The organism is Streptomyces sp. GSL17-111 (assembly GCF_037911585.1).
Taxonomy (GTDB): Bacteria; Actinomycetota; Actinomycetes; order Streptomycetales; family Streptomycetaceae; genus Streptomyces.
This window is the reverse complement of the sequence record NZ_JBAJNS010000001.1, coordinates 1249121-1269329: the sequence shown is the minus strand read 5'-3', so window position 1 is coordinate 1269329 and position 20209 is coordinate 1249121. Positions and strand designations below refer to the sequence as shown.

The following is a 20209-nucleotide window of genomic DNA, read 5'->3' as shown; positions in this document are numbered from 1 at the left end:
CCGATGTACGTGAGGATTCGCGACCGCCGTGTTCGACACCCTTTCCGATCGCCTCGCAGCAACCTTCAAGAACCTCAGGGGCAAGGGCCGCCTGAGCCAGGAGGACATCGACGCCACGGCGCGCGAGATCCGCATCGCCCTGCTGGAGGCCGACGTCGCGCTGCCCGTCGTACGGGCCTTCATCAAGCAGGTCAAGGAGCGGGCCCAGGGGGCGGAGGTCTCCAAGGCCCTCAACCCCGCCCAGCAGGTCATCAAGATCGTCAACGAGGAGCTGGTGGGCATCCTCGGCGGCGAGACCCGCCAGCTGCGCTTCGCCAAGCAGGGCCCGACGGTCATCATGCTCGCCGGCCTCCAGGGCGCCGGTAAGACGACACTGGCCGGAAAGCTCGGCCAGTGGCTCAAGGGCAAGGGCCACACGCCGCTGCTCGTCGCCTGTGACCTCCAGCGGCCCAACGCCGTCGGCCAGCTCACGGTCGTCGCCGAGCGGGCCGGTGTGGGCGTCTACGCCCCCGAGCCGGGCAACGGCGTCGGAAACCCGGTGCAGGTCGCCAAGGACTCCATCGAGTACGCGCGGACCAAGCAGTACGACGTCGTCGTGGTGGACACCGCCGGCCGCCTGGGCATCGACCAGGAGATGATGCGGCAGGCGGCGGACATCCGGGACGCGGTGCGGCCGAACGAGACGCTGTTCGTGGTCGACGCGATGATCGGTCAGGACGCCGTCCACACCGCCGAGGCCTTCCGGGACGGCGTCGGCTTCGACGGCGTGGTGCTGTCCAAGCTCGACGGTGACGCCCGTGGTGGTGCGGCGCTGTCCATCGCGCAGGTCACCGGCCGGCAGATCATGTTCGCGTCCAACGGCGAGAAGCTGGACGACTTCGACGCCTTCCACCCGGACCGGATGGCGTCCCGGATCCTCGGGATGGGGGACGTGCTCAGCCTCATCGAGAAGGCCGAGCAGACCTTCAGCCAGCAAGAGGCCGAGAAGATGGCCGCCAAGCTGGCGAAGGGCCCCAAGGAGTTCACCCTCGACGACTTCCTGTCCCAGATGGAGCAGGTCCGCAAGATGGGCTCGATCTCCAAGCTGCTCGGCATGATGCCGGGGATGGGCCAGATGAAGGACCAGATCAACAACCTCGACGAGCGGGACGTCGACCGCACCGCCGCCATCATCAAGTCGATGACGCCCGGTGAGCGCCACGACCCCACGATCATCAACGGTTCCCGCCGGGCCCGGATCGCCCGGGGTTCGGGCGTGGACGTCAGCGCCGTGAAGAACCTGGTGGAGCGGTTCTTCGAGGCCCGCAAGATGATGTCCCGCATGGCCCAGGGCGGCGGCATGCCCGGGATGCCAGGCATGCCGGGGATGCCGGGCATGGGGGGTGGGGCCAAGAAGAAGGCCAAGCAGCAGAAGAAGGGCAAGGGCAAGCGCCAGTCGGGCAACCCGATGAAGCGTCGGCAGGAGGAGCAGGCCGCGGCCGCCCGGCGCGAGGGCGACGGGAACGGCGGCGCCTTCGGTCTGCCCGGCGCCGGCCAGGCGCCGGAGGACTTCGAGCTGCCCAAGGAGTTCCGCGACCTGCTGCCGCCGAAGTGACGGTGGGCGGCTGGGCCGTCCGGGTGAGACGGGAGCGGGCCGGGCCGCGGTGACCGGCCCGCGGCGTCGCCCGGCGGCGCCGCGCGTTCAGACCCGTGCGATGACGTACCGGAAGAGGTTCGGGAGCCACACCGTCCCGTCGGGGCGCACGTGCGGGTGCAGCGCCTCCGTCAGCTCCTTGCTGACCTGCACCTCGTCGGTGGCCCGCACGGCCGCCGCGTAGAAGCCGGTCGACAGCAGGCCGCGTACGGCGCTGTCCAGGTCCGCGTAGCCGAACGGGCACGACACCCGGCCCGAGCCGTCCGGCCGCAGCCCGGCCTGCCGGGCCAGGTTCTCCAGGTCGTCGCGGCCGCGCGGCTGCCAGCCCGAGGCGTGCGTCCGCGGCTCCGCCAGTCGGGTGGCGATCCGCAGCGCGGGCGTGGCCGCACAGCGCTCCGCCGGACCCCAGTCGGCCAGCACCACGGCGCTGCCCCGGTCGGCGTGCCGGGCCGCCGCGGCCAGCGTCGCCGCGCCGGGCCGGGAGTCGAAGGCCGTGATGAGGTTGTGCGGAGCGCCCTCGGGCGCCGTCCGGCTCGACGGGCTGCCGTGCGCCAGCCGCACGGGGTACGTCCGTGCGCCCCACTGGGGCTCGGCGAGGAGCCGGGCCCGGGCGAGCGACAGCCGGTGCTCGTCCGTATCCATGCCGGTGACCTCGGCGCCCCGGCCCGCCGCGAGCAGCAGGGCGAGTCCGGAACCGCACCCCAGGCCCAGCAGCCGGGTGTGCGGGCCGACCTCCAGGCGGTCGTACACCGCCTCGTAGAGCGGAACGAGCATCCGCTCCTGGATCTCCGCCCAGTCGCGGGCTGCGCGTGGCAGGTGCTGAGGCATGAACGTCGCTGTCATCACAGGCGCCCCTATCCGGTCCGCGTGTCCGTCTGTGCCGTCTTTCGTCCGTCACCCGCGCTGTGCCGCGCGGCGTGCACCGGCCCCCCGGGGTGGTGCGGTGCTCCCTGGGTGTGCGCGGGAGCGCGCGCCCTATGCCAGGGAACTGCCGATCGCTCCCGGCGTCCAGTGGACTTGGCGGACGGAAGACCGAACTTTCGGCCGCTCCAGAGGTGCGCGGGCCCCACCGATTCACGGTTTGCCTGCGCGTCGCCGTAACATGCGCGCCATGGCAAAGGCTCCCGTACTCACCCCCCAGGCGGACGACTTCCCGCGCTGGTACCAGGACGTGATCAACAAGGCCGAACTGGCCGACAACGGCCCGGTGCGCGGCACCATGGTCATCCGACCGTACGGGTACGGGCTCTGGGAGCGCATGCAGAGCGAGGTCGACCTGCGGATCAAGGCCGCCGGCGCCGAGAACGCCTACTTCCCGATGTTCATCCCGCAGTCGTACCTGACGCGCGAGGCCGAGCACGTCGAGGGCTTCGCGCCCGAGCTGGCCGTCGTGACGCACGGAGGCGGCAAGGAACTGGACGAACCGGTCGTCGTCCGGCCCACGTCCGAAACGATCATCAACGAGTACTTCTCGAAGTGGGTCCAGAGCTACCGCGACCTGCCGCTTCTCATCAACCAGTGGGCGAACGTCGTCCGCTGGGAAATGCGTCCGCGGGTCTTCCTCCGAACGAGTGAGTTCCTCTGGCAGGAGGGCCACACGGCGCACGCCACCTACGAGGACGCCCGGGACTACGCCGCGCTGATCCACCGCGAGGTCTACCGCGACTTCATCGTGAACGTCCTCGGCATCGACGTGGCCGTCGGCCGCAAGACCGCCCGGGAACGTTTCGCCGGTGCGATCAACACCCTCACGCTCGAAGGCATGATGCGGGACGGCAAGGCCCTGCAGATGGGCACCAGCCACGAGCTGGGCCAGAACTTCGCGAAGGCGTTCGACACCAAGTACCTGTCCAAGGACGGCGACCAGCAGCTCGTCTGGCAGACGTCGTGGGGCGTCTCGACGCGCATGGTCGGCGGTCTGATCATGAGCCACGGCGACGACAACGGGCTGCGCGTGCCGCCGAGGCTGGCGCACGTCCAGGCCGTCGTCCTCGCGATCAAGGGCGACGACGCGGTGCTCGCCAAGGTCCACGAGGTCGGCGACCGGCTGGCGGCCGCCGGGATCCGGGTGCAGGTCGACGACCGCACCGACACGCCTTTCGGGCGCCGTGCCGTGGACTGGGAGCTCAAGGGCGTCCCGGTCCGCATCGAGATCGGCCCGCGCGACCTGGAGAACGGCACGGCGATGCTGGCCCGGCGCATCCCCGGAGGCAAGGAGCCCGTCCGGCTGGACGCCCTGGCCGAGCTGCTGCCGAAGGTCCTGGAGGACGACCAGGCGCAGCTCCTGCGGGAGTCCCGGGAGCGGCGCGAGGCGAACACGACCGACGTCCGCACCGAGCAGGAGGCGGCCGAGGTGGCTCTCGCCGGCGGCTGGGCGCGGATGCCGTGGTCCGACCTGGGCCCCGAGGGCGAGGCGCGGCTGGCGGAGCAGGCGTTGACGGTCCGCTGCCTGCACCTCGAGGACGGCTCGGTGCCGGACAGCGACGATGCCCCCGGCACTCTGGCGCTCATCGCCCGCTCCTACTAGCCGACGCCCGACGCGCCCGCCCTTCGGGAGGCGGGCGCGTCGGCGGTCGGTATGCCACGGTCGGTACCGGCCGCCTGTGTGCGCGGTCGCGTCCGGATCCGTGCGTCCGGGAACACCGCATGCACAGAACTGACTGGTACGTGCAAATTATTGGGAATGACCCCGTAATCGGAACACTCGGTGGTTCCGGCTCGTTGTTCACGACGTGAGCACGACACCACCAGTTCTCGCCGCCGAGCTGGCGTCCGCGTGGGCCGACATTCAGCGTCGCCACCCGGAGCTGCCAGACCTGGCCGCACCCGAATCCCTGATCGGAGAGTCCTCCTCCGCCTGCGGCGCGGAGCTCTCCTTCGAACGGCTGCTGCACGAGGCCGTCCACGGTGTTGCCGCCGCGCGCGGTGTCCGTGACACCTCGCGCGCCGGCCGTTACCACAACCGCCGTTTCCTGGCGATCGCCGAGGAGATGGGCCTGGAGCACACCGACGAACCGCATCCGAGCAGCGGGTTCTCACTCGTCTCCCTGACGCCTGAGGCCCGCAAGCGGTACCGGACCACGGCCGAGCGGCTCCAGCGCGCGCTGCGGGCCCACACGGCGGCCACCCGGACCGACACCGCCAGTTCGTTCCGCGGCCCCGCCGCGCGGCACGGCTCCTCCGGGGGCGGTGTCCGCGTCAAGGCCGTCTGTGACTGCGGGCGCAACGTCCGCGTCGTCCCGTCGGTGCTGGCCCAGGCACCCATCATGTGCGGAGCCTGCGGCAAGCAGTTCCGCATCCCCGAGGTGATGGCCGTGGGCTGACGAGACCGCACCGACACCGCACCGACGCCCCCGGCGCCGACGTCCCGACGTCGACCCCGCCGACGGCACGAGCGGCCCGCGGACGGCAGACCCCCCTCGACTGCCGGCACCGTCCTGAGCCCCGCTCGCCAGTGGATCGCGTCGGCCCGCGCCCGGCCCGCCGGGCCCGTACCGCAGCGCACTGCACCGACCGGGGTGCCCCCACACCCCCGTCGGCCGGCGGTCCCGTGCTGTGGCAGAATGGACGGCTGTACTCGACAGCCGTCCGGACCCTCTCTCCCTCGGCTGACGCGTCCACCGGGCACCCGGGTGCCGCAACCCCACGCGGTGGTCCCGCAGTGACCCACCCACGTCAAGACCAGGAGACACCACACCCGTGGCAGTCAAGATCAAGCTGAAGCGTCTGGGCAAGATCCGTTCGCCTCACTACCGCATCATCGTCGCCGACTCGCGCACCCGCCGTGACGGCCGCGCCATCGAGGAGATCGGTCTGTACCACCCGGTGCAGAACCCGTCCCGCATCGAGGTCGACAGCGAGCGCGCCCAGTACTGGCTGGGTGTCGGCGCGCAGCCGACCGAGCCCGTCATGGCCATCCTCAAGGTCACCGGTGACTGGCAGAAGTTCAAGGGCCTGCCCGCTCCGGAGCCGATGAAGGTCGCCGAGCCGAAGGCCGACAAGAAGGCCCTCTTCGAGGCCGCCGCCAAGGAGTCCGCCGACGAGCCCAAGGGCGAGGCGATCACCCCGAAGGCGAAGAAGGCCGACAAGGCCGACAAGGGTGCCGACGCCGAGGCCGCGGCCTCCGCCGAGACCACCGAGGCCTGAGCATGCTGGAGGAGGCCCTCGAACATCTGGTCAAGGGCATCGTCGAGCATCCGGACGAGGTACAGGTCGCATCCCGCACCCTGCGCCGCGGCCGGGTTCTGGAGGTCCGGGTGCACCCCGACGACCTCGGCAAGGTGATCGGTCGCAACGGCCGCACCGCCCGCTCCCTGCGCACCGTCGTGGGAGCGATCGGGGGCCGTGGCATCCGCGTCGATCTCGTCGACGTGGACGCCGTGCACTGAGGCGCACGGCACCCACACAGCACCGGCACGGGCCGGGAACGGCTCGGCCGTTCCCGGCCCGTGCCGGTGCTGGACCGGCCCGGGCGCCGACCGGCGCCCGGGCCCGACCGGGCAGGAGAAGGAACAGCACGTGCAGCTGGTAGTCGCGCGGATCGGCCGCGCCCACGGCATCAAGGGCGAGGTCACCGTCGAGGTGCGCACCGACGAGCCCGAGCTCCGGCTCGGCCCCGGGGCGGTGCTCGCCACCGAACCGGCCGCCGTCGGCCCCCTCACCATCGACAGCGGCCGCGTCCACAGCGGTCGGCTGCTGCTGCGCTTCGTGGGGGTCGCCGACCGGACGGCCGCCGAGGCGCTGCGCAACACGCTCCTCATCGCCGAGGTCGATCCGGAGGAGGTTCCGGAGGACCCGGAGGAGTTCTACGACCATCAGCTCATCGATCTGGACGTGGTCACGCGCGAGGGCGAGGAGGTCGGGCGCATCAGCGAGATCGCGCACCTGCCCGCGCAGGACCTCCTCGTGGTCCGGCGTCCGGACGGGGGCGAGGTGCTGATCCCGTTCGTCGCCGAGATCGTCCCGGAGATCGACCTGGAGGAGCAGCGGGCCGTCATCGACCCCCCACCCGGCCTGCTGGGCGAGATGGAGGACGAGGACGGCCGGGGCGGGGAGCCGGGTGGGAGCGGAACCCGGTGAGGCTCGACGTCATCACGATCTTTCCCGAGTACCTCGCGCCGCTGGACGTCTCCCTCGTCGGCAAGGCGCGGGCGCGGGGCCTTCTCGACGTGCGGGTGCACGACCTGCGGGGCTGGACGCACGACCGTCACCACACCGTGGACGACACCCCGTACGGCGGTGGCCCGGGCATGGTGATGAAACCCGAGCCGTGGGGCGAGGCGCTGGACGAGGTCACCGCCTCGGGTGACGGTGAGCCCGTCATCGTCGTCCCGACGCCCAGCGGCCGGCCCTTCACCCAGGAACTGGCCGCCGATCTGGCGGGCCGCGACTGGCTGATCTTCACGCCGGCACGCTACGAGGGCATCGACCGGCGGGTCGTCGAGGAGTACGGCGAGCGGTACGACGTCCGCGAGGTCTCCATCGGGGACTACGTCCTCGCCGGAGGAGAGGCCCCCGTCCTGGTCATGGTGGAGGCCGTGGCACGGCTGCTGCCCGGCGTCCTCGGCAACGCGGAGTCCCACCGCGACGACTCCTTCGCGCCGGGGGCCATGGCGGACCTGCTCGAAGGCCCGGTCTACACCAAGCCGCCCAGTTGGCGCGGGCGGGAGATCCCCGAGGTCCTGGTCAGCGGGCACCACGGCCGCATCGCCCGTTGGCGCCGCGACCAGGCGCTCACGCGCACGGCCGCGCACCGCCCCGACCTCCTCCGGCGCTGCGACCCGCAGGCCCTCGACCGGCAGGACCGCGCACTCCTGGCCGAGCTCGGCTGGGAGGTGTGCCCCGACGGCCGATTTGGGTGCTCCGGGGAGCCCGTGGAAGAATGACTCGCTGGTCTACGGCCACGGCGCGCGACCCTGCCACAGGGGGACAGACGCCCGCCCCGGCCCGCCACCCGAACATCCATCACCGTTTCCGCCGCTGACCTGTGGCACCGGCGAAGAAAGCAGACGCACATGTCCCAGCTCCTTGACAGCGTCGACGCAGCATCCCTGCGCGACGACATCCCGGCCTTCCGCCCGGGTGACACCGTCGACGTCCACGTCCGCGTCATCGAGGGCAGCCGCTCGCGTGTCCAGCAGTTCAAGGGCGTCGTCATCCGCCGCCAGGGCTCCGGCCTGCGGGAGACCTTCACGGTCCGCAAGGTGAGCTACGGCGTCGGCGTCGAGCGCACCTTCCCCGTGCACACCCCGATCGTGGAGAAGATCGACGTCGTCTCCCGCGGCCAGGTGCGTCGCGCCAAGCTGTACTACCTGCGCGAGCTGCGCGGCAAGGCGGCGAAGATCAAGGAGAAGCGCGAGCGCTGAGTCGTCGCGCTCCACGTCTTCGGCGGCCGGACCCCATCCTCGGATGCGGTCCGGCCGCCGCGTCGTAGGGAAGGCCGGGCGGTTAGGCTCTGCGTCCGGTGACAGACCGTCCGCCCGGCGATCGGGCGTGACGCGGACGGAAGCGGGCCCATGACGGACACCCCTGCCCCCGACGAGGCGGACCCGGCGCCGGGCCCGCCCCCTGCGGCCACCCCGGCACGACGCCCCGGGCTTCGGCGGTCGGCCCTGTGGGCGACCGTGGTACTGGTGGTGTTCCTCCTGGTCAACGCCTTCGCGGTACAGCCTTACCGGATCGCCAGCGGTTCCATGGAACCGACGCTCCGCGTGGAGGACCGCGTGCTCGTGAACAAGCTGGCGTACCGTTTCGGCAACCATCCGGAGCGTGGAGACGTTGTGGTGTTCGACGGAACGGGTACGTTCGCAGCCGACGGCACGGGTGAGCATCCGCTCGCCCGCGTTCTGCGCACCACCGTCGCGGCGGTGGGCGTGGGCGAGCCGCCGGGCAACGACTTCGTCAAGCGCGTGGTCGGCGTCGGCGGCGACCGGGTGACGTGCTGCGACGAGCAGGGGAGGATCGAGGTGAACGGGGAGCCGCTGACCGAGGACTACCTGCATCCCGAGGGAGGCCCCGAGCGGGCCTCGGCCGTCCCCTTCGACATCGTCGTGGCCGAGGGGCGGTTGTGGGTCATGGGCGATCATCGGGCCGCCTCCCGGGACTCCCGCGACCACCTCGGCCGTCCCGGGGGCGGCACCGTGCCGGTGGAGGACGTCATCGGCCGGGTCGAGTGGACCGGCTGGCCCCCCTCGCGCTGGTCCGCCCCGCGGAACGGGCATGGGTAGGCGCGGGCGGCCCCGCCCCGCCACCTCCGAGCCGCCGGTGGGCGCGGCCTCCCCCGCGGTGGGGGAAGGCGGTCCGCCGGGCGAGGGCCGTGCGGCCCGCCGCCGAGCGGCCCGGCGCGTCAGACGCCGTCGGCGGCTCTCGGCCACCAAGGAGATCCCCCTGCTGCTCGGGGTGGCGCTGGTCATCGCCCTCGTGCTGAAGACCTTCCTCGTGCAGGCCTTCGTCATCCCCTCCGGTTCGATGGAGCAGACCATCCGGATCGACGACCGGGTGCTGGTGGACAAGCTGACGCCCTGGTTCGGTGCCGAGCCCGAGCGCGGCGACGTGGTCGTCTTCGAGGACCCGGGCGGCTGGCTGGAGGGCCAGGCACAGCCGCAGCCCTCGGACGACCCCATCGGCGTCAAGCAGGTCAAGTCGTTCCTGACGTTCATCGGCCTGCTGCCCTCCGCGGACGAGCAGGACCTGATCAAGCGCGTCATCGCGGTCGGCGGCGACCGGGTCGTGTGCTGCGACGAGAACGACCGCATCACGGTCAACGGAACACCGTTGAACGAGCCCTACCTGCACCCGGACAACAAGCCGTCGGAGATCCCCTTCGACGTGGCCGTCCCCGAGGACCGCCTGTTCGTCATGGGCGACCACCGCTCCAACTCCGCCGACTCCCGGTTCCACCTCGACGACCCGGGCGAGGGCACCATCCCGCAGGACCTCGTCGTCGGGAAGGCGGTCGTCATCGCATGGCCGTTCTCCCATTGGGCACGGCTGGGGGAGCCGGACACGTACGCTTCGGTACCGGAGCCCCGTGCTCCCGCACCGGCCGGGGCGGCGTCCGGGGGACTGCGGGAAGCACACGAAATCACGCCGGTACCGCTCCCTGCGGAACTCACGCTCGTTATGGGAGTGGCGGGCCTGCGCCGCTCGGCGGGCAGGCGGTGGCACAGCGTTAGGAGAGAACGTGGGGAACGTCGCGGTCGGCGCCCGGTCGGGGTCCGGTGGGGACGAGCCGGAGGATCAGCCCGAGGGGCGCAACGACGAACGTTCCGGGCCCGGCGGCGACGCCGGCGCCGGAGCCCCCGGAGCCGCTGCGGCCGGTGACGGCGACGACGGTGGCAAGGGACGGCGCGGCAGCAAGCAGCAGCGCTCGTTCTGGAAGGAGCTGCCGCTCCTGGTCGGCATCGCCCTCGTGCTCGCCCTGCTGATCAAGTCCTTCCTGCTGCAGGCCTTCTCGATCCCGTCCGACTCCATGCAGAACACCCTGCAGCGCGGCGACCGGGTGCTGGTGGACAAGCTGACGCCCTGGTTCGGTGCCGAGCCCGAGCGCGGCGAGGTCGTCGTCTTCGAGGACCCGGGCGGCTGGCTGGACACCCCGCCGCCCGAGCCGAACGCCGTCCAGGAGGTCCTGAGCTTCATCGGGCTCATGCCCTCGGCCGACCAGCAGAACCTGATCAAGCGCGTCGTCGGCGTCGAGGGTGACACCGTGGAGTGCCGCCAGAACGGTCAGGTCAAGGTCAACGGTGAGGCGCTGGACGAGGCCGCGTACCTCTTCCCCGGGAACACCCCGTGCGGGGACAAGCCCTTCGGCCCGCTGACCGTGCCCGAGGACCACGTCTGGGTGCTGGGTGACCACCGGCAGGAGTCGCTGGACTCCCGCTACCACATGGACGGCCCCTCGGGCGGTGCCGTGCCCGAGGACAAGGTCGTCGGGCGAGCCCTCGTGCGCGCCTGGCCGGTCGACCGCTGGGGCGCCCTGTCGGTGCCGGACGCCTATGACCGGTTGGCCGCCGCGGCCCCCACGGCGCTGGCCGTGGCCGCCCTCCTTCCCGTCGCGCTGATCCGTCGGCGTCCCCGCGCCTGACGTCCGCCCGCCCGGCTTCCGTCCCGCGCCCCGTCCCGCGCGTCCGGTGCGAGGCGCGGGACGTGCACCCTTCGGGTAGGGGGGACGAACGCGCACCCGCCTGCCCCGCCGCCGCAGGTAGGGTGCCGTCATGACCACGGCAACCACGAACGGCCGAGCGGCCGCCCGTCGCCGCACCGGCACCACGCTGGCCAACGTCGCGGTGGCCGTCGGGGCCGTGCTCTTCGTCGGTGCGTTCGCCTGGGCGGCCCTCCTGTACCGCCCCTACGCGGTGCCGACGGACTCGATGGCGCCCACGATCCGCGCGGGTGAACGCGTTCTCGCCGAGCGGGTCGACGGTGACGATGTCCGCCGAGGGGACGTGGTGGTCTTCGAGGACCCGCTGTGGGGCGACCTGCCCATGGTGAAGCGGGTCGTCGGCGTCGGTGGCGACACGGTGGCCTGCTGCGACCCCGACGGGCGCCTCACCGTGAACGCCGAGGCGGTGGCCGAGCGCTACCTCGGGTCGTCGGGGAACGCGTCGGGCTCCGACTTCCGGGCCACCGTGCCGGAGGGGCGGATCTTCCTCCTGGGCGACCACCGAAGCCACTCCGTCGACTCCCGCAGTCAGCTGGCGGGCGAGGCGGACGGCACCGTGCCGCGTGATGCCGTCGTCGCCCGCGTCGACGCCACCGTGTGGCCGCTGGGGGCCGCCGGGGTCCTGCCACGTCCGGACGGCTTCGCGGCGCTGCCCGGCGGCGTCTCCGAGCCGGGCCCCCTCCCGGCGCTCCTGTGGGCCGCCGGGGCGGGCGCCGTCCTGGTGCTCGGCGGGGCCGCCGGTGCGCCGATCGCGCGGCGGGCCGGACGGCGCACGCGGCACTGACGCACAATGGGGGGACGCAGCTGAAGGGGAATCCATGAGCGCCGAGGACCTCGAGAAGTACGAGACCGAGATGGAGCTGAAGCTCTACCGGGAGTACAAGGACGTCGTCGGCCTGTTCAAGTACGTGATCGAGACCGAGCGCCGCTTCTACCTCACGAACGACTACGAGATGCAGGTGCACTCCGTCCAGGGTGAGGTCTTCTTCGAGGTGTCCATGGCCGATGCCTGGGTCTGGGACATGTACCGGCCGGCGCGTTTCGTGAAGCAGGTCCGCGTGCTGACGTTCAAGGACGTGAACATCGAGGAGCTCAACAAGAGCGACCTCAACGTGCCGGAGGACTCCGGCTTCAGCGGCTGACGCCCGCCACAGCCGCGCCACAGCCGCGCCATAGCCCCGCCGCCGCGGCGTTCGTCCCGCCGGTGAGCCGTCACCGGGTGCACGCGTGGTCACCCTCACGAGTGGCCGAATTGTCCACAACCCGCGAGTTGTCCACCGAAAAGCGGCAAGATCCCCGCCGCGTCCGCCGTGCCGCCACAGTCGGCGCTGGAGGTGGACGAGATGAACGCACAAGGAGCGCTGGGCCGCTACGGGGAGGACCTGGCGGCACGGAGACTGCGCGAATCGGGCATGGCCGTCCTGGAGCGCAACTGGCGCTGCCGGGACGGCGAGATCGACATCGTCGCCCGGCACGGGGACGCCCTGGTGGTCTGTGAGGTGAAGACCCGCAGCGCGGGCGGCCCCCAGCACCCGATGGCTGCCGTCACACCGCGCAAGGCCGCCCGGCTGCGGAGGCTGGCGTCACGCTGGCTGACCGAGCGCTGGCTGGTCCGCTACGGGAGGCCGCCCACCGGTGGCGTGCGGATCGACCTCGTCGGGGTGCTGCTGCCCCGGCGCGGAGCCCCGGTGGTTCAGCACGTGCGGGGGGTGGCCTGAATGCCGTTCGCCCGGACCTGCTCGGTCGCCCTGGTGGGGGTGGAGGGGGTGCTCGTCGAGGTCCAGGCGGACCTGGAACCCGGTGTCGCCACCTTCACCCTCATCGGGCTGCCCGACAAGTCGCTGGTGGAAAGCAAGGACAGGGTCCGCGCCGCAGTGGTGAACTCCGGCGTCGAGTGGCCGCAGCGCAAGCTCACGGTGGGGCTGAGCCCGGCCTCCGTGCCGAAGGGCGGCAGCGGGTTCGATCTGGCCGTCGCGTGCGCCGTCCTCGGTGCCGCGGAGCGTGTGGACCTGCGGCGGCTGGCCGGCGTCATGATGATCGGGGAGCTGGGGCTGGACGGCCGGGTCCGCCCGGTCCGCGGCATCCTGCCCGCCGTCCTCGCGGCCGCCGACGCCGGGTACCGCCAGGTCGTCGTACCGGAACAAGCGGTGTCCGAGGCCCGTCTCGTGCCGGACGTCGCTGTGCTCGGCGTGCGCAGCCTCCGGCAGCTCATCGCCGTCCTGGCCGACGAGCCGGTGCCGGAGGAGGCCGTTGACGAGGGCGCGCCGGACACGCCGCTCGGCGGGCCCGCCCTGCCCTGGGGGGTCGGGGGCGGCGGGCCCCCGGTCGCCCGTCCGGTGGACATGGCGGAGGTCGCCGGTCAGGCGGCCGCCCGCAGGGCCCTGGAGATCGCCGCTGCGGGCCGCCACCACCTGTTCCTCAAAGGTGCCCCCGGCGCGGGCAAGACCATGCTCGCGGAGCGGTTGCCCGGGCTCCTGCCGCCGCTCACGCGGCAGGAGTCGCTGGAGGCGACGGCGGTGCACTCGGTGGCCGGAGCCCTGCCGCCGGGGGAGCCGCTGATCTCCCGCCCCCCGTACTGCGCGCCGCACCACTCGGCGAGCATGGCCTCCCTCATCGGCGGTGGCACCGGCCTGCCGCGCCCCGGCGCGGTGACGCTCGCCCACCACGGCGTGCTCTTCATCGACGAGGCCGCCGAGTGCAGCGGCCGCCTACTGGACGCGTTGCGGCAGCCGCTGGAGGCCGGACACGTCGTCGTCGCCCGGGCCCAGGGCATGATGCGGATGCCCGCCCGGCTCCTGCTCGTCCTCGCCGCGAACCCGTGTCCCTGCGGTCGGCACGGGTCGGCCGGTGGTGAGCCGTGCGAATGCCGGCCCTCGGCCGTCCGCCGCTACCGGGCCAGGCTGTCGGGGCCGCTTCTGGACCGGGTGGACCTCCGCGTCACCGTCGAGCCCGTCGCCCGCTCCGAGCTCCTCGCGGCCGGGCGGAGCGGTGAGGACACCGCGACGGTCGCCGCCCGGGTGCTGGGCGCCCGCGAGCGGGCGGCCGCGCGGTACGCGGACACGCCGTGGCGGACCAACAGCGAGGTCCCAGGGCACGAGTTGCGTACCCGCTGGCGGGTGGCCCCCGGCGCGCTCCAGTCCGCCGAGGCCGACATGGAACGCGGACTGCTGACGGCCCGCGGGCTCGATCGCGTGCTGCGGGTCGCCTGGACGGTCGCCGACCTCGGCGGTCACGACCGGCCTCGTCGGGAAGACGTCGACAGCGCGCTCCAACTCCGTACGGGCATCAGCCGGGGCGTCCCTCTGGCGGGAGTCCGCCGATGAGCGGCACGGGCGCCACCGGGGGAGGGGGCGCCACCGACGAGGAGCGGCTGGCCCGGGTGGCGCTGACCCGGATCGTCGAGCCGGGCGACGAGCTCGCCGGGAGCTGGCTCACCCGCTACGGGCCGGTGGAGACGGCGCGGGCCCTCGGCGCCGCCACTCCGCTGCCGGGGGCGAGCGATCGGCGCTGGGCGGGCCTGCGCCTGCGGGCCGCGGCCGCACGTCCGGCCGAGGATCTGGAGGCGCTGACCGCGCTCGGCGGCCGGTTCCTGTGCCCCGGGGACGTCGAGTGGCCGGGGCAGCTGGACGACCTGGCGGCGGCCAGGCCGGTCGGGTTGTGGGTCCGGGGCGCGGCCTCGCTCCGCTTCGGGGCGCTGCGGTCGGTGGCCGTGGTCGGCGCGAGAGCCTGCACGGAGTACGGCGCCCATGTCGCGTCCGTGCTCGGGGCCGACCTCGCCGAGCGCGGTTGGACGGTCGTCTCCGGCGCCGCGTACGGCGTGGACGGAGCGGCGCACCGGGGAGCGCTGGCGGTGGGGGGCGCGACGGTCGGCGTGCTGGCCTGCGGGGTCGACGTCGCCTACCCGCCGGGCAACCGCGAGTTGATCTCGCGCCTGGGCCGGGAGGGCTGGCTGCTCGCCGAGCTGGCGCCGGGTGAGCACCCCACGCGCCCCCGGTTCGTCCTGCGCAACCGCGTCATCGCGGCGCTCACCCGGGGCACCGTCGTCGTGGAGGCCCGGCTGCGCAGCGGCTCCCTGGCGACCGCGCGCTGGGCGGCCCGGCTGGGCAGGCACACCATGGGGGTGCCCGGTGCCGTCACCTCAGGGCTCTCCTCGGGCGTGCACGCACTGCTACGGAACGAGGGCCAGCTGGTGACCAGCGCCGAGGAGGTGATCGAGCTGGTCGGGCCGATGGGCGCGCTGGCGCCGGTTCCCGACCGGCCGGTGCTCGCGCGCGACCTGCTCCATCCGGCCACCGCGCGGGTCCTCGAAGCCCTGCCCGCCGGGCGTGCCGTACCCGTGGAGTGGGTGGCCCGGGCCTCCGGAACAGCGGCCGAACAGACCCGCGCCAGGCTCGGCGAACTCCGGGCTCTCGGGTTCGTCGAGGGCGTCCAAGACCGCTGGCAATTGACACACCCGCCCGGGTGACACCCCAACGGGTGACGAAGTGGTGCTTGACCTGGGAGGACCGAGTGAAAGGGTGAGCACATGCGCCTGGAACGGCAGATATGCGTGGGCCTGCGCGGGGCGGCGCGGGCGGCATGGGAGTCCCACCAGGGTGCGGGCCGAAGAACGTATCTGCGCATCCCGCATCGAACGCTCATCGCCCTTTGCGACGTGATGGTCACGCTACGCTCGCAAAGTTCTCCCTCCCCTCCTCGACGCCGGGCCACTCCTCACGGCTCCCCGCAACCGTCCCTCGATCTCTGATCACGGCTCCGACCCCGGCAGAACGGCTCCAGGTAACGAATGCCCCACCACATCTCCGCGTCACCCCGGCCGGCCACGGCGCCGCCGGCCGAGCCCGGTGCGGCGCAGCACGCCGCACCCCGCTCACTGGAGCAGCTGTGGCGGTCGTACAAGAGCACGGGGGACGAGCGTCTGCGCGAACAGCTGATCCTGCACTACTCGCCCCTGGTGAAGTACGTGGCCGGCCGTGTCAGCGTCGGGCTGCCCGCCAATGTGGAACAGGCCGACTTCGTCTCCTCGGGAGTCTTCGGGCTGATCGACGCGATCGAGAAGTTCGACCCCGAGCGCTCGATCAAGTTCGAGACGTACGCCATCACCCGCATCCGGGGGGCCATGATCGACGAGCTGCGGGCCCTGGACTGGATCCCCCGTTCCGTCCGTCAGAAGGCCAGGGCCGTGGAGCGCTCCTACGCCGCCCTGGAAGCGACGCTGCGCCGCACGCCGACGGAGAGCGAGGTCGCCACCGAGATGGGCATCGCCGTCGAGGACCTGCACGCCGTCTTCAGCCAGCTCTCCCTGGCCAACGTCGTCGCCCTGGAGGAGCTCCTGCACGTCGGCGGGGAGAGCGGCGACCGGCTGAGCCTGATGGACACGCTGGAGGACACGGCGGCGGACAACCCCGTCGAGGTCGCCGAGGACCGGGAGCTGCGCAGACTGCTCGCCCGGGCGGTGAACACCCTCCCCGAGCGGGAGAAGACCGTGGTCACCCTCTACTACTACGAGGGCCTGACGCTCGCCGAGATCGGGGAGGTGCTGGGGGTGACGGAGAGCCGGGTCAGTCAGATCCACACCAAGTCGGTTCTCCAACTGCGGGCGAAACTGGCCGAAGTCGACCGCTGAATCGTCTTTCCGCACGTGTGCCTCAACCGTGATCCGGTGATCTGCAGGTCGTAGGCTGGGACACGTGCCCAGGATTCGAGCGGCCACAGTGGCCGAGCACCGGACGATGCAACGCCATGCCCTGCTGGAGGCGGCCCGCACCCTGCTGTCCGAAGGCGGCACCGAGGCCCTGACCTTCCCCGCCCTCGCCGAGCGCACCGGGCTGGCCCGCTCGTCCGTGTACGAGTACTTCCGCTCCCGCGCCGCCGTCGTCGAAGAACTGTGTGCCGTGGACTTCCCCCTCTGGGCGGCCGAGGTCGAGTCGGCGATGGCGGAAGCAGCCACGCCGCAGGGCCGGATCGAGGCGTACGTCCGGCAGCAGCTCGCCCTCGCCGGGGACCGGCGGCACCGGGCCGTGGTCGCCATCTCCGTCGGCGAGCTCGACCGGGGCGCGCGCGAGCAGATCAGAGCCGCGCACGGTGGGTTGATCACCATGACGGTCGAAGCCCTGGAGGCACTCGGCCACGAGGAGCCCCGGCTCGCCGCCGTCCTGCTCCAGGGGCTGGTGGATGCCGCAGTGCGACGCATCGAGCTCGCAGCGGAGGACCCGGCGGTGGTGACGGAGGCCGTGGTCGCCATGGCCCTGCGCGCCGCCACCCGTCCTTCCTGAGCCCGGTGCCGCGCCCGACGCGGCCGCGCTCTGCTTCCCGAGCCGCCGTACCCGCGGGCCCTGCGATCCCCGGGCCGGTCCGCTGCCGACGGAGCCGACGCGAGGCCCACGCGGCCGCCCCGGTCAGGAGGACCGCCGCGCCCAGCCCCGCCCCGCGCGTCCCGCTCCCCGAGCCGGCGCCCGCCGCGTCCGCCGGGCGTCGGTCGGCGGTCCGCCGCAGGTCGGCGGCCACCCGGGCGCGCGGCGTCGGCACCGGGACGCCGGAGACCGGGAGGAGCACCGGGCGCCCGTGTCGCAGCAACGACAGCGGGTTCTCGTAGGACCGCCCCCGCAGGAGCCCCCAGTGCAGGCAGACCCGTGGCGCGCAGTGTGAGGGCCGGCCGAGGAGGGTGCCGAGCACCTGCCCCGCCCGGACGCGGTCGCCCCGCGCGACGGAGGGCCGGACGGGTTCGTACGTCGTCCGCAGCGCGGGACCCGACGCCGTCGGCAGTTCCACGGAGACGACGCCCCGCCCGGCGACCTCTCCGGCGAACACCACCTCGCCGTCCACCGCGGCGCGGACCGGTAGGCCCGCCCGCCCGGCCAGGTCGACGCCACGATGGCCCGGGTGCCAGCGCTCGGGTGGGGGCGCGAAGTCCCGCACCACGCCGGTGCCGGGCTCCAACGGCTCCAGCGGCCACACCGGGGTCCCCCGTGCCACCGGTGGCTCCGTCGACGCGGCCGACGCCGGTCCGGCGGTGGGGATCACGAGGGCCAGGAGGGACAGCAGGAGCAGCGGGGGCGTGAGCGGGACGCCTCTCGAAGGTCTGCGCATGCACGCACGGTGACAGGCCCCCGCGTCGCTCGCTGATCATGGACGAGGTCTGTGGACAACCGGTCGGTTGTGGACAAGACCGTCACCCGCCCGAGCGTGTCGCTCGGTGTGCGGCCGGTCCCGTACACTTCTGCTGGCGACCCGGGTCACCGGGTCGACTTCGCACGCCCCGCCACCCCTCCCGGTCCGTCCGGCGGGTGGCCGCGCATCTCGGTCCTGACGAACCGCCCTCCACCTGCGTGGACGGCACGGACGCCAGGTACGACGCGTCCGGGGCGTCAGGGGCACGGCCACCGGCCGTCGCCGACAACCGAGACACCACGAGGAGAACGGCCATGGCCGTCGTCACGATGCGGGAGCTGCTGGAGAGCGGCGTCCACTTCGGGCACCAGACCCGCCGCTGGAACCCGAAGATGAAGCGCTTCATCTTCACCGAGCGCAACGGCATCTACATCATCGACCTGCTCCAGTCGCTGTCGTACATCGACCGCGCCTACGAGTTCGTCAAGGAGACGGTCGCCCACGGCGGCACCGTCATGTTCGTCGGCACCAAGAAGCAGGCGCAGGAGGCGATCGCCGAGCAGGCGACGCGCGTGGGCATGCCCTACGTCAACCAGCGCTGGCTGGGCGGCATGCTGACCAACTTCTCGACCGTGCACAAGCGGCTGCAGCGCCTCAAGGAGCTGGAGCAGATCGACTTCGAGGACGTGGCCGCCTCCGGCCTCACCAAGAAGGAGCTGCTCGTCCTCTCCCGCGAGAAGGCGAAGCTGGAGAAGACCCTCGGCGGTATCCGCGACATGCAGAAGGTGCCCAGCGCCGTCTGGATCGTGGACACCAAGAAGGAGCACATCGCCGTCGGCGAGGCCCGGAAGCTCAACATCCCGGTCGTCGCGATCCTGGACACCAACTGCGACCCGGACGAGGTCGACTACAAGATCCCGGGCAACGACGACGCGATCCGCTCCGTCACGCTGCTGACCCGCGTGATCGCCGACGCGGTGGCGGAGGGCCTGATCGCCCGTTCCGGCGCTGCCGAGGGCAAGGGCGGCGGCGAGCAGGCCGTGGCCGAGCCGCTGCCGGAGTGGGAGCGCAACCTGCTGGAGGGCGAGAAGGCCGCCGCTGAGGGCACCGAGGCCAAGGCCGAGGACGCCACCGAGGCCAAGGCCGAGGACAAGGCCGAGGACAAGCCCGCCGAGGAGCCGGCCCAGGAGCAGGCCGCCGCTCCCGAGGCTCCCGCCGAGCAGGGCTGACGCCCGGACACACCGTGCATGTCAGGCGCACGGCGGGAGCGACGCGTGCCGCGTCGCTCCCGCCGTGCGCCCGCACCTGAGGACGGCCGGCCCCGTCGACCCGGGACCGGCCCGACCCAGGCCACTCGATTTCCTTCATCGACTTTTCGGGAAGAGATTCACCCCATGGCGAACTACACCGCCGCCGACGTCAAGAAGCTCCGGGAGCTCACCGGCGCCGGCATGATGGACTGCAAGAAGGCGCTCGACGAGGGCGACGGCAACGTCGACAAGGCCGTCGAGATCCTCCGGGTCAAGGGCCAGAAGGGCGTCGCCAAGCGCGAGTCCCGCACCGCCGAGAACGGCGCCGTCGCCGCGCTGATCGCGGACGACAAGGCCTCCGGCGTCCTGGTCGAGCTGAAGTGCGAGACGGACTTCGTCGCCAAGGGCGACAAGTTCCAGGCCGCGGTGGCCACCATCGCCGAGCACATCGCCGCGACCTCCCCGGCCGACGCCGCCGCCCTGCTCGCCTCCGAGATCGAGAGCGGCAAGACGGTCCAGGCCTACGTCGACGAGAAGAACGCCGAGCTGGGCGAGAAGATCGTGCTCGACCGCTTCGCGCAGTTCTCCGGCGGCTTCGTCGCCACCTACCTGCACCGCACCAACCCCGACCTGCCGCCGCAGGTGGGCGTGCTCGTGCAGCTGGACAAGGAGAACGCCGAGGTCGCCAAGGACGTCGCGCAGCACATCGCCGCCTTCGCGCCCACGTACGTCTCCCGCGACGAGGTTCCGGCCGAGACCGTGGAGAACGAGCGCCGCGTCGCCGAGGCCACCGCGAAGGAGGAGGGCAAGCCCGAGGCCGCCCTGCCGAAGATCGTCGAGGGTCGCCTCAACGGCTTCTTCAAGGAGAACTGCCTCCTGGACCAGCCCTTCGCCAAGGACAACAAGAAGTCCGTCCAGAAGGTTCTGGACGAGGCCGGTGTCTCGCTGAGCCGTTTCGCGCGCATCCGCGTGGGCGCCTGAGCCACCACAGCGGTCCGACCGCTATAGGGTCGGGCACACGGCAGCCCGGACAAGCCGCTACGAGGAGGCCATTGC

20 protein-coding genes and 2 pseudogenes are annotated in these 20209 nt (G+C 72.5%); 20 read left to right on the top strand and 2 right to left on the bottom strand.

Going from position 1 to position 20209, the window contains the following annotated elements; translation table 11 throughout:
- The first annotated feature begins 28 nt into the window (after positions 1-28).
- Positions 29-1594, top strand: coding sequence for a signal recognition particle protein (gene ffh / locus V6D49_RS05285; RefSeq protein ID WP_340557553.1), 1566 nt, complete (start codon positions 29-31; stop codon positions 1592-1594).
- Positions 1595-1681: 87 nt separating this feature from the next.
- Here the strand turns inward: ffh and V6D49_RS05280 are convergent, their stop codons facing one another.
- Positions 1682-2476 carry an SAM-dependent methyltransferase gene (locus V6D49_RS05280; RefSeq protein ID WP_340557551.1) on the bottom strand — a complete coding sequence of 265 codons (795 nt, stop codon included), beginning with the start codon at positions 2474-2476 and terminating at the stop codon, positions 1682-1684.
- Between the two features lie 268 nt (positions 2477-2744).
- Here V6D49_RS05280 and proS point away from each other — a divergent pair, with 268 nt between their 5' ends.
- From proS to V6D49_RS05195, 17 genes and pseudogenes are all read left to right on the top strand, one after another.
- Positions 2745-4160 carry a proline--tRNA ligase gene (gene proS / locus V6D49_RS05275; protein ID WP_340557549.1) on the top strand — a complete coding sequence of 472 codons (1416 nt, stop codon included), beginning with the start codon at positions 2745-2747 and terminating at the stop codon, positions 4158-4160.
- A 205-nt stretch (positions 4161-4365) separates the two neighbouring features.
- A complete protein-coding gene (locus tag V6D49_RS05270; protein WP_340557547.1) occupies positions 4366-4956 on the top strand; it encodes a hypothetical protein in 591 nt (196 codons plus the stop codon).
- Positions 4957-5332: 376 nt separating this feature from the next.
- Positions 5333-5779 carry a 30S ribosomal protein S16 gene (gene rpsP / locus V6D49_RS05265; protein ID WP_191211918.1) on the top strand — a complete coding sequence of 149 codons (447 nt, stop codon included), beginning with the start codon at positions 5333-5335 and terminating at the stop codon, positions 5777-5779.
- Between the two features lie 2 nt (positions 5780-5781).
- Entirely contained in the window at positions 5782-6021 is a 240-nt protein-coding gene (locus tag V6D49_RS05260; protein WP_191211917.1) for an RNA-binding protein, read from the top strand.
- A 130-nt stretch (positions 6022-6151) separates the two neighbouring features.
- Complete coding sequence (gene rimM / locus V6D49_RS05255; RefSeq protein WP_340557545.1) at positions 6152-6712, top strand: ribosome maturation factor RimM; 561 nt, start codon at positions 6152-6154, stop codon at positions 6710-6712.
- Positions 6709-7518: a tRNA (guanosine(37)-N1)-methyltransferase TrmD gene (gene trmD / locus V6D49_RS05250; protein WP_340557543.1), complete on the top strand. Its 810-nt coding sequence runs from the start codon at positions 6709-6711 to the stop codon at positions 7516-7518. The genes rimM and trmD overlap by 4 nt, the downstream gene beginning before the upstream one ends.
- 129 nt (positions 7519-7647) lie before the next feature.
- The gene (rplS, locus tag V6D49_RS05245) at positions 7648-7998 is read left to right on the top strand and encodes a 50S ribosomal protein L19 (RefSeq protein WP_340557541.1); all 351 of its coding nucleotides are present in this window, start codon (positions 7648-7650) and stop codon (positions 7996-7998) included.
- A gap of 150 nt (positions 7999-8148) precedes the next feature.
- Positions 8149-8859, top strand: coding sequence for a signal peptidase I (gene lepB / locus V6D49_RS05240; protein ID WP_340557539.1), 711 nt, complete (start codon positions 8149-8151; stop codon positions 8857-8859).
- A pseudogene (gene lepB, locus V6D49_RS26185) lies at positions 8852-9547 on the top strand (signal peptidase I); the annotation flags it as partial. The gene lepB (V6D49_RS05240) and the pseudogene lepB (V6D49_RS26185), both read left to right, overlap by 8 nt.
- Before the next feature lie 268 nt (positions 9548-9815).
- Entirely contained in the window at positions 9816-10715 is a 900-nt protein-coding gene (lepB, locus tag V6D49_RS05230) for a signal peptidase I (protein ID WP_445330467.1), read from the top strand.
- A 130-nt stretch (positions 10716-10845) separates the two neighbouring features.
- Complete coding sequence (gene lepB / locus V6D49_RS05225; RefSeq protein WP_340557535.1) at positions 10846-11577, top strand: signal peptidase I; 732 nt, start codon at positions 10846-10848, stop codon at positions 11575-11577.
- 34 nt (positions 11578-11611) lie between these two features.
- Positions 11612-11935: a DUF2469 domain-containing protein gene (locus V6D49_RS05220; RefSeq protein ID WP_191211910.1), complete on the top strand. Its 324-nt coding sequence runs from the start codon at positions 11612-11614 to the stop codon at positions 11933-11935.
- 201 nt (positions 11936-12136) lie between these two features.
- Positions 12137-12511, top strand: a complete 375-nt coding sequence (locus tag V6D49_RS05215; protein ID WP_340557533.1) for a YraN family protein — start codon at positions 12137-12139, stop codon at positions 12509-12511.
- The gene (locus V6D49_RS05210) at positions 12512-14116 is read left to right on the top strand and encodes a YifB family Mg chelatase-like AAA ATPase (protein WP_340557532.1); all 1605 of its coding nucleotides are present in this window, start codon (positions 12512-12514) and stop codon (positions 14114-14116) included.
- Positions 14113-15258: a DNA-processing protein DprA gene (dprA, locus tag V6D49_RS05205; RefSeq protein ID WP_340557530.1), complete on the top strand. Its 1146-nt coding sequence runs from the start codon at positions 14113-14115 to the stop codon at positions 15256-15258. Before V6D49_RS05210 ends, dprA begins: the two co-directional genes overlap by 4 nt.
- Positions 15259-15579: 321 nt before the next feature.
- Positions 15580-16419, top strand: coding sequence for an RNA polymerase sigma factor WhiG (gene whiG, locus V6D49_RS05200; protein WP_340557528.1), 840 nt, complete (start codon positions 15580-15582; stop codon positions 16417-16419).
- A gap of 88 nt (positions 16420-16507) precedes the next feature.
- On the top strand, positions 16508-17068 hold the full coding sequence (locus V6D49_RS05195) for a TetR/AcrR family transcriptional regulator (protein WP_340563687.1): 561 nt from the start codon (positions 16508-16510) through the stop codon (positions 17066-17068).
- A gap of 370 nt (positions 17069-17438) precedes the next feature.
- Here V6D49_RS05195 and V6D49_RS05190 read toward each other — a convergent pair.
- A pseudogene (locus V6D49_RS05190) lies at positions 17439-17882 on the bottom strand (peptidoglycan DD-metalloendopeptidase family protein); the annotation flags it as partial.
- A gap of 335 nt (positions 17883-18217) precedes the next feature.
- Between V6D49_RS05190 and rpsB the strand changes: the two are divergent.
- Entirely contained in the window at positions 18218-19132 is a 915-nt protein-coding gene (gene rpsB, locus V6D49_RS05185; RefSeq protein ID WP_340557527.1) for a 30S ribosomal protein S2, read from the top strand.
- A 165-nt stretch (positions 19133-19297) separates the two neighbouring features.
- Positions 19298-20134 (top strand): translation elongation factor Ts, encoded by an 837-nt coding sequence (gene tsf / locus V6D49_RS05180; RefSeq protein WP_340557526.1) that lies wholly within the window; start codon positions 19298-19300, stop codon positions 20132-20134.
- Positions 20135-20209 lie beyond the last annotated feature (75 nt).